9 protein-coding genes are annotated in these 15046 nt (G+C 44.5%); 5 read left to right on the forward strand and 4 right to left on the reverse strand.

Annotated elements, in window-relative coordinates:
• Positions 1-108 precede the first annotated feature (108 nt).
• The 4 genes from AAFP14_RS04430 to AAFP14_RS04445 all read left to right on the forward strand — a co-directional run bounded on the left by AAFP14_RS04430 (position 109) and on the right by AAFP14_RS04445 (position 5151).
• On the forward strand, positions 109-2586 hold the full coding sequence (locus AAFP14_RS04430; RefSeq protein WP_341731100.1) for a phosphoketolase family protein: 2478 nt from the start codon (positions 109-111) through the stop codon (positions 2584-2586).
• Positions 2587-2989: 403 nt separating this feature from the next.
• Positions 2990-3994, forward strand: coding sequence for an AAA family ATPase (locus AAFP14_RS04435; RefSeq protein ID WP_341731101.1), 1005 nt, complete (start codon positions 2990-2992; stop codon positions 3992-3994).
• Entirely contained in the window at positions 3987-4280 is a 294-nt protein-coding gene (locus AAFP14_RS04440; protein WP_341731102.1) for a DUF3226 domain-containing protein, read from the forward strand. The genes AAFP14_RS04435 and AAFP14_RS04440 overlap by 8 nt, the downstream gene beginning before the upstream one ends.
• A 232-nt stretch (positions 4281-4512) precedes the next feature.
• Positions 4513-5151, forward strand: a complete 639-nt coding sequence (locus tag AAFP14_RS04445; RefSeq protein ID WP_341731103.1) for a histidine phosphatase family protein — start codon at positions 4513-4515, stop codon at positions 5149-5151.
• Between the two features lie 36 nt (positions 5152-5187).
• Here the strand turns inward: AAFP14_RS04445 and psaK are convergent, their stop codons facing one another.
• On the reverse strand, positions 5188-5448 hold the full coding sequence (psaK, locus tag AAFP14_RS04450; RefSeq protein ID WP_341731104.1) for a photosystem I reaction center subunit PsaK: 261 nt from the start codon (positions 5446-5448) through the stop codon (positions 5188-5190).
• Between the two features lie 205 nt (positions 5449-5653).
• Between psaK and AAFP14_RS04455 the strand changes: the two genes are divergently transcribed.
• A complete protein-coding gene (locus AAFP14_RS04455) occupies positions 5654-6859 on the forward strand; it encodes an acetate kinase (protein ID WP_341731105.1) in 1206 nt (401 codons plus the stop codon).
• Positions 6860-6864: 5 nt separating this feature from the next.
• On the opposite strand, the gene AAFP14_RS04460 is transcribed toward AAFP14_RS04455, so the two are convergent.
• From AAFP14_RS04460 to AAFP14_RS04470, 3 genes are all read right to left on the reverse strand, one after another.
• On the reverse strand, positions 6865-10572 hold the full coding sequence (locus tag AAFP14_RS04460; RefSeq protein ID WP_341731106.1) for an Eco57I restriction-modification methylase domain-containing protein: 3708 nt from the start codon (positions 10570-10572) through the stop codon (positions 6865-6867).
• A gap of 110 nt (positions 10573-10682) precedes the next feature.
• Complete coding sequence (locus tag AAFP14_RS04465) at positions 10683-14075, reverse strand: helicase-related protein (RefSeq protein ID WP_341731107.1); 3393 nt, start codon at positions 14073-14075, stop codon at positions 10683-10685.
• 158 nt (positions 14076-14233) lie between these two features.
• A complete protein-coding gene (locus AAFP14_RS04470) occupies positions 14234-15046 on the reverse strand; it encodes a Uma2 family endonuclease (RefSeq protein WP_341731108.1) in 813 nt (270 codons plus the stop codon).

Genomic DNA, 15046 nt, shown 5'->3' on the forward strand with positions numbered 1-15046 from the left:
GTAACAAAGTTTTTTCGTAAAAAAGCAGGTTTCTAGGCGCCCATCGTAAGTCCTAATTTCAAAACAAAGTTTACGAATCAATAACCAAAACACAGGATTAAAACGCTTATGATGCTAGGAACGACCGAAATCCCCCAATTAAAGCCGCTTTCCGACTCAGAACTGCACAAAATGAACGCTTACTGGCGATCGGCAAACTACCTTTCTGTCGGCCAAATCTATCTCCTCGACAATCCGCTACTCAAAGAACCCCTCAAACTCCAACACGTCAAACCCAGACTCCTCGGACACTGGGGCACCACTCCAGGCCTCAACTTCATCTACGTTCACCTCAACCGCCTCATCAAAGCGCAAGACTTAAACGCTATCTACATCGCAGGCCCCGGACACGGCGGGCCAGGCTTAGTGGCCAACACTTACTTGGAAGGAACTTATACCGAGTATTATCCGAATATTTCCCAAGATGCTGAGGGGATGAAACGACTGTTCAAACAGTTTTCCTTTCCCGGCGGTATTCCCAGCCACGTCGCGCCGGAAACTCCCGGTTCGATTCACGAAGGCGGCGAACTAGGCTACGCCCTCGTCCACGCTTACGGGGCGGTATTGGATAATCCCGATTTGATTGTGGCGGCGGTTGTGGGTGACGGGGAAGCAGAAACCGGCCCGCTGGCTGCTAGCTGGCATTCTAACAAGTTTCTCAACCCGGTTCGGGATGGGGCCGTGTTGCCGATTTTGCACCTGAATGGCTACAAAATTGCCAATCCGACGCTGTTGGCCCGCATTCCGCGCGAGGAGTTGGAAAGTTTGATGGTCGGTTATGGCTACAAACCCTATTTTGTCGAAGGTTCAGACCCGGAAACGATGCACCAGTTGATGGCTGCAACGATGGATACTGTCATTGGCGAAATTAAGGCGATTCAGGAGAAAGCCCGGAATGAGGGCTATGCCGATCGCCCTCAGTGGCCGATGATTGTGATGAAAACTCCCAAAGGCTGGACAGGACCCAAGGAGGTTGACGGTAAGAAAACAGAGGGTTCGTGGCGATCGCACCAAGTTCCATTATCCGAAATGGCTTCTAAGCCGGAGCACGTCCAACTCCTGGAAGATTGGATGAAAAGTTACAAGCCGGAAGAACTGTTCGACGAACACGGTAAGTTAATTCCCGAATTAGCAGAATTAGCGCCCAAGGGCGATCGACGCATGGGGGCAAATCCCCACGCTAACGGCGGCATTCTGCTGCGAGACTTGAAAATGCCAGGATTTGCAGACTACGCCGTAGACGTGCCAAAACCGGGGACTGTGATGGCAGAAGCCACCCGCGTCACTGGCCGCTTTTTGCGCGATGTGATGAAACTAAATCAGGAAAACCAAAATTTCCGCATTGTCGGGCCCGACGAGACGGCTTCCAACCGCCTCGATCCGGTGTTTGAAGCGACTGGCCGGGAGTGGATGGGTAGTATTTTACCAGAGGATGACGAGCACCTGTCTGCCGACGGGCGGGTGATGGAAGTGCTCAGCGAACATCTGTGTCAAGGATGGCTGGAAGGCTATTTGCTAACAGGAAGGCACGGCTTTTTCTCCTGCTACGAAGCATTTATTCACATCATTGATTCGATGTTCAACCAACACGCTAAATGGTTGAAAACTACTCGCGATATTCCTTGGCGCAGACCGATCGCCTCTCTCAACTACCTCTTAACTTCTCACGTTTGGCGGCAAGACCACAACGGTTTTTCCCACCAAGACCCTGGTTTTATCGACCACGTAATTAACAAAAAAGCGGAGGTTGTACGCATTTATTTGCCGCCGGATGCGAACACTTTGCTGTCAGTAACTGACCACTGTCTTCGCAGCCGCCACTACGTGAACGTAATTATTGCTGGAAAACAGCCGGCTTTGCAATATTTGGACATGGATGCTGCGATTAAACACTGTACTGCGGGTATTGGCATTTGGGAGTGGGCTAGCAACGACAAAGGTTACGAACCTGATGTGGTGATGGCTTGTGCGGGAGATGTTCCGACGCTGGAAACTCTGGCGGCTGTTGACCTTTTGCGCCAATATTTCCCGGAGTTAAAAGTGCGGGTGGTGAATGTGGTGGATTTGATGACGCTTCAGCCTTCCAGCGAACATCCTCACGGTTTGTCTGACAAGGATTTTGATGCTTTGTTCACGACAGATAAGCCGGTGATTTTTGCTTTTCACGGCTATCCTTGGCTGATTCACCGATTGACTTATCGCCGGACAAATCACCCGAATATTCACGTTCGCGGTTATAAGGAAGAGGGTACGACGACTACGCCCTTTGATATGGTGGTGATGAACGATCTCGATCGCTTCCATTTGGTTGGAGATGCGATCGATCGCGTGCCGAAACTCGGTTATGGTGCGGCTTATGCCAAACAGGCGCTACGCGACAAGCTGATCGACCACAAGCAATACATTACCAAACACGGCGACGATATGCCGGAAATCCGCGATTGGAAGTGGCCTCACGGGGGTGCGGTTGAGTCGGAAGCGCCGAAGGAAACTAAAGATTCGGAGGTTACAGGAGATCAAACAGTGCGATCGGGTGCACCGGGTTAGGGGCGATCGCTGTCTGAAAAGAAAGTCCTCAGAAATTGAGGGCTTTTTTAGTTGCTATGAGAAATCTGTCGTTGGTATGCGAGTCCGCCAGGGGTTGAAAACCCCTGTCTCATAGCAAAAGTCGGTTGAAACCGACTATGGATTTGAGATTTTAGATGTTTGATAGGGAATTATTGATTTGAGATTGGAGATGGGAGATTTGAAATGAGGAACTAAGTGGTTTATTTAATTGGCTTTTCAGTCCTCTTTCAGAGGACTTTCGCTATGAGACGGGGGTTTTTAACCCCCGGCGGACTTGCGGGTTAATCGATATTCATGCCTGCGCCATCTGCGTTATAATATCTAAGTCAGATTAGCATAAATCAACCACGATTTAGGATTTGTACATTCAAAAGGAGCGGTAATGCTTAAAGAAATAGAAATCCAAAATTTTAGGTGCTTTGAGCAAATCAAAATTTCTGGGTTTGAAAGAGTCAATTTAATCGGCGGTAAAAACAATGCTGGCAAGACAGCTTTGCTAGAAGCAATTTTTCTCAATTTTGCTCCCGATGCTAGCAGTCTCGTAATCCTAAGAGAGCTGAGAAGAGAGCCATCAAAAGCCCTAGAAGCTATGCCTGATAGAGCCTGGGACAACTTATTTTATGCACTAAAAAAAGATAGATTCATAGTAATTATTGGCAAAGACGACAACAATAACACCGATCGATTAGAAATTAAAGTAGAAATCAATTCAATTAAAAACAAGATAAATTTTGAGTTCATGAGAAACGAAGACCAATCTACTTGGTCATTATCACCGGTTGCTGCCGGAGGTTTACTCAATTTTCGGATTTCTCTTGACGAAGTACCAATCATTCCCTCCTGGCTCAGGATTTCGGGAAAAAAACTCACAGAAGCATACGATAACGCGCGTTTGGATGACAAAGATAGCGAAGTTTTGAAAGCTTTTCAAGTTATCGATCCGGCGATAGAATCAGTAGAAAGTTTTTCAATTGGCGAACCCACGCTATACTTGAGAAGAAAAGGCGAAAAGCGTTTGCCTTTATCATTGTTTGGAGATGCCATTAACAGAGTTGCAGAAATAATCCTTAAACTGGTAAACAGCGAACACAAAATACTGCTAATTGATGAGATAGAAAATGGCATACACTATACAAATCAGCGGGAATTTTGGAGAGTGTTATTTCGGTTAGCGGTTGAACTGGATACCCAGATTTTTGCCACAACTCACAGTTTAGAGATGCTGCAAGCATTTGGGGATGTTGGTTTAGAATCTAAGCAGGAATGCAGCAGCGCATATTTTGAAATGGCAAAGAAACCCAAAACCGAGCGCATAATCGCCATCAGACGCGATTTAGAAACTTTGAATTACGCACTAGAGCATCAAAAAGGAGTGAGAGGTGAGTAATATTGTCATAGTAGAAAGTAAAAATGATGCAATTTTTATGAAGGCAATGGTTGAGAAACTAAACTGCGATATCCAGGTAGAACCACCTATTTATAGAGATGATTATGAAAGTTTGGAAGGCTTGAGTGAAACAAAGTTAATCACTACGTTAAAAGCTTTAGAAGCCGACTTACAAAAAAGAGATATACAAAAAATCGGGATTATTATCGATCTTGATAACGATTCAGAGCCAGAGCGGCTGAACTTGGTAAACAAATGTATAAAAACAGAAACAAGCTGGAAGTAAATGCAGTATGTCTAAATTTGATTATGTTATGGAACACAAAAAAGATATTTGGGATTGGGATAATCGTGCTCTCGATGATTTGAAGGAGTTTTTTAAATTATTTTGTTAATTAGACTAAACTAATTTATAAGGACTGAAGTCCTTACTACAAACCTCTCTCTTCTCTAACTCTGCGCCCTCTGCGCCCTCTGTGGTTAATAAAAAAAATCTCTTCACCAAATAAGATATCGATATGAGCCTAAAAATCTACTTTCTGCGCCACGGTGAAACAGTTTACAGCAAAACAGGTGGTTTCTGCGGCGACCTCGATCCAGAATTAACGCTCGAAGGTGCTCAAATGGCCGAACAATTTGCTGCAACTTACGCAAAATTGCCTTGGAATGCTGTTTATGTCAGTCCCATGAAACGCACGATCGCAACTGCAAAACCTTTGTGTGATACTCTGGGAATTCAAATGCAACTCCGCGACGGCTTGAGGGAAATTAAGTACGGCAAGTGGGAGGGTCAAACAGTTGAATTTGTCCGCGAAAAATATGCCCAAGATTACATTAATTGGTTGACGGAACCGGCTTGGAATCCACCGACTGATGGCGAAACTTCTGTGCAAATTGCTAGCAGATCGTCTTTAATTATCGCAGAAATTCAGGAAAAATACAAAGATGGTAATGTTTTGGTAGTTTCGCACAAGGCGACTATTCGGATTATTCTTTGCAGTTTGTTGGGAATCGATTTGGGAAGTTATCGCAATCGCATTGCCGCTTTAGCAGCTTCTATTAGTATTGTCAAGTTTGATGTGCGCGGGCCGATGCTGGAGGTTTTGGGCGATCGCTCGTACATGGATGAAACTCTGCGCAACTTACCCGGTACTTGAAATTGTCGGTAAGCTGCGCCACAATCATCCTAGATTCTAAATTGCGCCTATGTAAGACAATCCTAAAATAGTACCTGCTCCCAAAATATGACCAAATGCAGTAGTTCCCAACACAGCACCCAAACTCAAACCACCAAACATACTCGATGAGGGCATTGCTGGGCCTATGCTCGGATTTTGGATCGTTGATTTGCCGATCGCGATCGCTAGAATATTACAAGCAATCATGATCAAAGCAATAGTAGGACTCCATTCTACGGTTCTGGGGGCAACAGCAAGTAAAATTGGTGTAAACATCGATTTGACTCCTTAAATTTTAGTAAATGAAAATCTAATCAGAAGATATATCAAACAACCGCAACTGTTAGCTACTAATTGCATTAAGAGTTAACATTTCGACATTTTTCTTCATAAAATAGTCAGCAACTCAACTTTTCTTAGTCCGCGGAGGCGGACTTCGTTTGTGTAGTAGCGATTTCAATCGCCCAAGGATCTAAAAACCATGAAAATATTAGTTTTAAACGCAGGTTCTAGCAGTCAAAAAAGCTGTCTTTATGAGTTAAAAGATGTGGAATCCGATCGCCCTTTGCAACCTCTGTGGGAAGCAAAAATTGATTGGACTCACCAGCAGAATGTATCAGAATTGAAAGTCCAAACAGCAGCAGGTAGTCAGCTAGAGGAGGAGTTTACCTCAGAATCTCGCCAAGCTGCTATTTATCGAATGCTGGAGACTCTGTGGAAGGGAAAAACTCAAACCATTAACAATCTAAACGAGATTGATATTGTCGGGCACCGCGTCGTACACGGCGGGCAAGAGTATCAGCAAAGTACGTTAATTTCACCCGATGTTAAAGAGGCGATCGCCCGTTTAGCAGTTTTCGCCCCCGTACACAATCCCGTCAATCTTGAAGGCATTGAGGCGATCGAAAAAATCCTCCCAAATGTGCGGCAAATAGCAGTATTTGATACAGCTTTTCACGCAGGATTAGCACCCGCCACCTTTGTGTATCCAGGCCCCTACGAATGGCTGGAAAAAGACATTCGCCGCTACGGTTTTCACGGGATTAGCCATCAATATTGCGCGCGTCGGGCTGCCGAAATTCTGGGGCGTGATTTGGCAGATTTGCGGCTGATTAGCTGTCATTTGGGCAACGGGTGTTCTCTGGCTGCTATTCGCGGTGGCGTCAGTGTGGATACGACGATGGGATTTACGCCCTTGGAAGGTTTGATGATGGGAAGTCGATCGGGTTCCATCGATCCTGGTATTATAATTCATCTGTTAAGGCGATCGGATTTAACTGCCGAAAAACTTGACAATATACTCAATCGCAATTCTGGTTTGAAAGGGATTTCTGGGGTGTCTGCTGATATGCGACAGATTGTGGAAGCGATTTCCCAAGGTAATGAGAGAGCTCAACTAGCATTGGATATTTACATCCACCGTTTGCGTGCCGGTATCGGGGCGATGTTGGCGAGTTTGGGAGGATTGGATGCTTTGATTTTTACGGCGGGTGTTGGGGAAAATTCCCCTATTGTGCGGGCTGCTGCTTGCGAAGCTTTTGGATTTATGGGTTTAAAATTGGATGAAGAGCAGAATCTACAGTCGCCCATTGATGCAGATATTGCGACGGCAGATTCTGCGGTGAAAGTTTTAGTAATTCACACCCAGGAAGATTGGGAAATTGCGCGGGAGTGCTCGAAATTTTGATGATTTCAGGTTGGCCCAGATGATAGTGCAAAGGTGCGATAGGCGGCTAATGCTGCTTGTTTCACGGTTTCGGGGACGATGGGAAAAGTAGTCAAAATGTAGGCGAATTCTGCTTCTGTTAAGCCGTAAAGGTGGGCGATGATGCCATCTAATTCGGCTCGCAATTGAGCCCGTTCTGTTTCATCGGTAACGCCTTCTCGGTGGGAGTTTAAGCCGACTTCTTGGGCTAATTCGTCAAATTCTGGGGTGGTGCAGATTAGTTTGGCGGCGCGTTGTACGATGTCGGTGAAGTATTTTTCACCTGATGTCGATCGAGGTATGGGAAGTTGGTAAACATAGAAAAAGTTGATGTTTGCTGAAATTCGAGATCGAAGTGCATAATCGACAATAAAACTATTCCAAACACTGACTAAATATAAACACTGATGATTATTAGGTGGAGTCTCACTACCTTTTGAGCAGCGCAACACTGACTGGAAGTTTTCTGCTTGAAAGTTGGGTGAGATAACTGTCGCTATCATTGTTCTTGTGTCTGTATTTCTTGCTATCTTACGAAATCCAGCTCTATAAGTCTGATAATCTAGAGTTTGACCTCTATCCTGTTCTTTTCCAAGTATCGCAGCTCTTCCTTCTGATTCCTCTATCCAATAACGCGGTTCGCAAAGAGTATGACTAAACTGCTCGATCATTTTACCTTCATAAAGTGGCAGTCTCCCTTTCCCTGGTTCTTGCTTGAACAAATGACTGTCATTAGTCATGTGAAATTCCGCAGTTAACCGCAGATTCCATTTCCCCTCAATCTGTTCGCCCAGTAAAGGGAATTGCAGCATTTTCTCAGCAATCCGAATATCTCCCTCATTTTTAAACTCCATCACCGAGAGAGAGTCAGGAGATAAGCGGCGAATCAGGTTAACAGAAATCTCAATACATTCATCTTGATTATTCAGAAAAGTATCCAGTTTGTCCACGCGAATCGCTTCTCGCGGATTGATGCGGAAAGCAGCTTGAAATGAGTCTGTACTTTTACCTTTCTCAAAAGTGAGCAAGCAAAACTTGAAGCGGTGATCCACTCCTTCAAAAATAAACCTTTCATTCGACAAACCAAACAGTGCATCAATCTCAGTCTGAACAAATAACATTTCCCGCAGTTGCTTGGTTCCTAAATCAGTATAAACTCCTGAAGGAATGATGATGCCGCACTCACCATTTGGGCGTAAGAGGTTAAAACATTGCTCTAGAAAAAGCTTGTAGAAGTTAATATCAGTACCAGACTTTTTGCCGTTGACAATGGAAATCTGATTTTTGTACTGTTCTGCTGAACGGTAGTAAGCACTAACATGAGGAAATTCACTCAAATATTTTAACCAAGTTTCAGCAATCTCAGGATTTTGCAGAATTTTATTTTGCTCTTTTTCAAAAGTTTTGATATCCATCTTACTTTTTTTTGCTAGTTCGTTATGCTGCACAAAAAACTCTCTAGCATTTGGCTTAAAAATTTCCCAAGGTGGATTGGTAATAATCGCATCAAATCCACCACGTTCTAAAATTCTGTCAAAGTGATATCCCCAGTGAAACGGTTGCAATCTTGCAATATCATCAATAGTTAAAACTCGTTTCTTCGGTTTCCCCGCTAGCTGCACTTCTTCATACTTAATTTTCAGCCTGGTAAACTCATCAAACAATAACTGATTTAACTTGACTTGCGACTCCTGGTTTAACTTTTCAATATGCTGCCGCAAATTTAACAAGCGCGATTCTTGAGAAGTTCCTTCCTCTTCCCCAGACTGAAAAGCGTGTTTTTTATATAAATCAATAGACTTATTCTTGTCCGATAAAATTCCTTTGTAATTAGCAGAAGCTAAAATTTGCAGTAAATTACCTTGGCGCGAATTTCCTACAGAATCAAATCGTTCTTCATCCACTCGAATCAATCCAATTAAGGAATTACCCGCCATGATGTTAAAGTCAATATTCGGCAGCGGTTCCAATTGGCTGACATCGTGGGCCGCCGAAACTAAGGCTAAAAACAGTCGCAATTTGGCGATTTCCACTGCTTCCGGCATGATATCCACGCCGTAGAGGTTGTCGCTGATAATCCGTTTTTTGATATAATAGTTGAGTGATGTATGCTCGGTTTCGATGGTTTTTAGTAAGTCATTGAGGTGGCGGTCATTTAAAAACTTGCTTGTACCGATGACTTTTGAATAGATGTAAATCAGCGTTTTCATCGCTGCGACTAAAAACGCGCCGGAACCGCAGGATGGGTCTAATAATGTGAGGTTTGGGAGGATTTCTGTTAGTAGGTGGCGGCAGAGATTGGCGTCGAGATTGGTGAGGAGTTCGGTGATGGTTTCAAATGTAGGGGCGGTGCCCCCGTGCCCGCCCTGATTGGTGGTAGGGGCGGTGCCCCCGTGCCCGCCCTGATTGGTGGTAGGGGCGGTGCCCCCGTGCCCGCCCTGATTGGTGGTAGGGGCGGTGCCCCCGTGCCCGCCCTGATTGGTGGTAGGGGCGGTGCCCCCGTGCCCGCCCTGATTGGTGGCATGGGGTAGGCACGGGGGCACTACCCCTACAAAATGCTGGTTTTCTTCTGTAGGGGCGGTGCCCCCGTGCCCGCCCTCATTAATTTTATCGAGGATTAGTTTGTTGATTGTGCGATCGCACAAATATTCGGTAATCTCTGGTCTGGTATAATAAGCACCAAAGGCTTTTTGGTTAATGTATTTCTCAAAGATGTATCCCAAAACCGCCGGATTAATCTCGTTTTCCTTCCCGCCCACTGTATCGTCGAGATTCCAAGAATAGCGCGCAAATAAATCTAAGATTTTCTCAAAAGCAGCATCGGGTATAGCGATATTCGGATAATTCTGTTCGATGGGATGTTCCAGAAACAGTCCGCCATTCAAATATTTAATATTGCCAATCAGCGTTTCAACCTCAGAAGTTCGTTCGTGTTGTGGCTTAGCAAATCCCTCAAAAAACAGTGTTTTCAAGAATTCCGAGTAAAATAAATCCGTTCCCCGCTGCTTGCTTTCAGCTAATTTTTCCTGCAAGTACAGCATTTTGCCGCTGTCGATAAATCCTTTGCGCTGCAAAAAATAAACAAACATCAAGCGGTTGAGTAAAACCGAAGTATACCAGCGTCTATCTGTTTCTTTGTCAATGCCGCGAATCACACTTAAAAATTCAACGTGTTGCTGTTTAAACTCTTCAAAAAACTTCTTAGTTACTCGTTCGACATCCAATCCCGCCTGCAATCTTTCGGCGACATCAATCACTGACAGGGTTTCTAATTCTGCTAATTCAACTTTTAAAGCTGTGACTTTACTCAACAGTAAATCGCAGGGTTCCCGTTTCACGTATACATGATCGCGAGGATAAAGTTTTGCACCTTCTTGCTTCACCCAATACCAGAGAGATTTGGTGCGATTTGCATCAATAAAAATCAAGATGTTTTCGCGGGATATTTGGACTATTTCGCGATAAATAGTCAGTCTTTGATTCGCATTGGGAATGTGGCCGCTAGCGGTGGTAATTTCATATACAACTACTCCTAAAAGTTGGGCGATGGCTTTTCGGGCATAAGTCTCGCCGTCTATTTCTGCGGATATAATTTTTGGGGATGATGGATTGTCCCAACCGAGTTGTTGGACGAATAGTTTGTTGAATTCAAAGTCTTGGAGGAGTTGGCGCGATTCTGTAAGTGTTTGCGGCATGGTTATATATGAAGGAAGAAGCGGGTAGTCAGAAACCGGGTTTTTTCCTAGATTCAAGGCTATCAACGAGTATTATCGCAAAAACCCGGTTTCTCGAATCCCAATAGTTATTATATCTCCTGAAATAAGCCTAAAGAACAAATAATCATCGGTTCCCGTTTTTCTCCATCTTCACTAACTATACAAAAACGGTCGTCCATTCTTAATGCTACGACTAATTCTGCTAAAGCCCGATCGCCAATACCGCTTTTTAATTGCCGATTTAACGTGTCAATTGCCGACTGGCGCAGGGGATAGCGGTAAATTTCATCAATGGCTTTTGACAATTCCTCGGATGCGAATATTGTACCACGCATGGACTGCGCGTAACTCTTCAAACGTTCATAAGTTCGGAATCTCGCCCCGGAAGACCGGCCCAATTGTCCGCCCGCATTTGACTCTTCTTCTGCTATCAATTCTGCACCTTTTGTGACCAATTCGTGATGTTGTTTGTCTCTGGGGATTGCTGGTGTGGATTCGTCGCAGGCGGCAATTTTTAATATGGCTAGTTGCGATTGACTGACGCTGTTTCCAGCGCGATCGACCCAAATTAAGGAATCATTTCCCTCGGCGGTTTTCATGTACAATAAAACTCCTTCGGGCTGCAATGGTTCTGGTGTATGATTGCGAGTTGAGTAAACTACATTTGGCAGGGATTCAATGGTTTTTTTCAAAGTTGGATTTTTGTCTGTCGCATTTTTCCAAATCTGAAAAGCTTCGGATGTTAAGTCAACTTCGGCATCTTCTTCTCCATCTAAAATGCCGGATTTTTCATTGTAAATATCCAGAATGACTTGGGGTGAATCATCTTCAAAAAATGTCTCGTCAGTTCCCACAACTTCGGCATTCTCTTGTAACCTTCGGCGTAGTCTTTCGCGCAGGTTGATAATCCGCTCTACTCCTTCCTCTGGCAAAAATGAATAGCACAAAATCTGTTCTGCTTGCTGTCCGATTCTGTCTACTCTTCCGGCCCGCTGAATCAACCGAATGATTGCCCAAGGTAAGTCATAATTAACGATTATCGCACTGTCTTGTAAGTTGTGACCTTCACTCAGAATATCGGTGGCAATTAAGACGCGCAATTCTTGTTCTGGTGAGATTTTTTCACGCTTACCGTTGCTAGTTGGACTAAACCGAAATGTGAGTTCGGTGGGGTCTTTTGATTTGCCGGTCACTGATGCAACGCCCGCAATATTTAACTTGGTTAAGTTGTCGGTTAGATAGCGGACTGTATCGGCAAATTGAGTAAAAATTAATACTTTCTCGTGGGGGTGAGTTTCTGTCAGCAATCTCACCAAAGCAGCTAATTTTTCATCGGGTTGAGAATGCCAGACGCTGCAAGTTTGCAATACTTCAATTAAAGAGCGGGCATCTGCTAGTAAATCCCGTTTTAACTTCTTGCTATCAAAAAAGTCGGATTTGAGCCATTTAAATCTGCGCTGGTAGCGCGTTTGATATTCTTGATAAACTAATTCTGCCCGCTGTTTAAAACTTTTTTCGTCTAACTGCAATTCCGCTTCGATATCTGAAAGCTCCCCCGATTCGTCTTCGATTTCTTCGGTATCAAAATTGCTCATCACAACTGCATCAGCATCTTCGTCGCTGTTGCGGGTATCCAATAATTCTGCATCCTGAGTGCCGATCGGGATATCGGAGTTTTGGTCGATCGCATATAAGTAGATAAAATTCCGCAGGATGTGCCGCTCGATCGACTGAATAAAGGCACTGCCGCTGCTTTCTAGCCGTTTAAACAGATTTGTTCGCGAAAATCCCATTAACCGGCGACCCCCACGGAATAGGGCATTTAACTGTCGCTGCTCTGCTTCAGTCGGCTGTTGTTTGGGTTTTTTGGCGATGTAATTTCCGAGCCCGTAACGGGGCAGATTTAGGGCGTTGATGACTTCGACAATTTCCTCAAAGTCAAGCTGGGAGTTAGTTGTGGAAGTTTCAGAGGAAAACTTAATGGTTCTGGGAAGGCGCGAGGGAAAATAGGAGCGCGTGCGATCGGCAAATTCTAGATATTTGCGATCGGTTTCTGCATGAGTTTTCGCATAATTCTCTTTAATAAACGAGCGAGTTCTCCTCACCATGTAGCGCTTCATCAAGTCTCGCCAATCATCAGGATGTTCGCTCTTTTCAAAAGCAGCTAAAGAGCGCACGGAACATTGATGCCGCTTCATAAATTCTAACTCTCCTTGACTACCGCCGCCCAATTGATTTAGCAAAGCTTCCGGGCGTAATCCTAAATTTTGGTCTTCAGGAACAAACAGTCGCAATTGAGCAGATAAATCTAAATAGGTTTTGTTGTAGGGAGTTGCTGAAAGTAGAATACATTTACTTTCATTGATGGCAATATATTCTTGAATGGCTCGGTATCGCTTACCTTCGCGGTTTCTGAGGTTGTGACTTTCATCGATTAAGACAACTCGATAGCGGCGCAATTCCGGTAATTCTTGCTGCACCCGACTGATGGATAAGACTTTTGCCAGCAGGCGATATTTATCTGCATATTCCTGCCACATTTTGACTAAGTTTTTCGGACAAATAATCAGGGTTTCTAAGGAACAATCTTCTTGGAGAATTTTGGCGATCGCCGTACCGACTAAAGTTTTGCCCAAACCTACCACATCGCCAATAATCACGCCTCCCCGTTTGGTAATGTGACGGGCTGCTAGCTTAACGGCTTCTTCTTGAAACTGAAATAAACCCACTAAATCGCGGGGAATCTGAAATTCAGCAATACCTGCGATCGCCTCGCGGGACAAATGATAGACAATGTTGAGATAGATGTGATAGGGTGGAATTAGTTCGGTTCTCGCCCAACTGCGATCGAGAATTTCTGCAAGTTCTTGAGAAATATCAATACAACCGTATTCTTCCCAGCGATCGTCAAACCATTTTTGCAGTTTATTGCAAGCATCAAAATCTAAGATATCAATATTCAATTCCCCTTGTTTTGACAGTCCCGATAAAGTCAGGTTGCTGCTGCCCAGAAAACCGACGATCGGACTGTTTGGATCGTGACGGTGAACGAGATATAGTTTAGCGTGTAGGGGATAAGCTAAAAATAATTTAACAATGACTTTTCCAGTTTTAATCTGATAGCTTAACCTGCGTAATCCTGCTTCATCCATATCGTTGGGAGCGCCAATGGTTAACTGTTGGCGAAATTCCTCAGCCATCCGTTTTTTGAGTCGAATAATGGCACTATTGTCAATCCCTCGGTGATGGGAAATTAGACTAAAACTAGCATTCAATTCATCGGATGGCAAACTTTGCATTCCCACCAAAAGGCGACAGCAGGCTCCTTGATTTCCCATGTATGCTTCGATTAAATCGCCAATGCTCCGCCATCCCCGGAGGTTGAAATAGCCAACGCAAAAATCGGCACGATAGGAGAGTTTAATGGTTTCTCGTAATGCTGGTAGCAGAGATAGTTCGATGTTGTCAAAAATGCGCGGCACTTGGTTTCCTCTGTGATGATTATTAGATACCCGACTTCTTTAAGACTTACGAAAAAAACCCGGTTTCTTCCAAAAATTGTTGATTATTTATACAAATATTCACGCAGGAACCGGGTTTTTTGCCACCGCGCCCTTCCCAAATTGAGATGCACTCCTATTTACAATTGCGGTTCAATTCCAGCCGATCGCAATTGAGCGCGTAATTGCTCTAATTCGTCTTCGGCGCGATCGGCTCTTTGCCGCTCTTGTTCTGCTCTTTCCTGTTCGCGATCGGCTCTTTGCTGTTCTTGTTGGGCTCTTTCAGCCCCCGATAGCAACAGATTCCCTTGACTGTCCCACCAGCGCAGCCAAGGTAACTCAGCATTTTGATAAGTACCTTGCCAAATTCCCAATTCCACTCCCAACTGTGGAATCGGATAATGAGCGCGATCGTTTGCGGCAACTAATTCATACCTATTTTGAATCAGACTGTAGACTTCAACGCTAGCTTTCCTAACTTCATAAATCCCATAAAATGCCGGACGGATCGCATTTTCATAAACCCAGAATTTTCCTGGTTTAGTTTCCTGTTTGTCGGTACGCAATAAAGGTGTTCTGTCCCGTTCTTCCGTCCCATTGCCCGATACAAACTCTAGCACAATCAACGGTGCTACAAACTCTTGCCACATCACATAAGAACGGCGCAATTGACCGTCTAGTGTTGGCGGGACATTGGGCACGTAGAACCAGTCAGGCGCTTCTGCACCGCGTTCCAGCGGCTCAGTTAATCGCCAATAAATGCCACTATCTTGACCGATGCAATAGTTACCGTCAGCGTGAATTCTTTCTAAAATGGGAGTAATTGAATCGGTTAGTAAGATGCTTTGGGGATGTTCTTGAAATTTTTTCACAAAAGTACCGTCAGATTCGGGTAGTTGAGTGTGGTCTGGCCAGCCAGTGGGGTTGTTTTCTACATCTAGAGTGAATTTCAT

Source organism: Microcoleus sp. EPA2 (assembly GCA_020882975.1).
Classification (GTDB): domain Bacteria; phylum Cyanobacteriota; class Cyanobacteriia; order Cyanobacteriales; family Microcoleaceae; genus Microcoleus.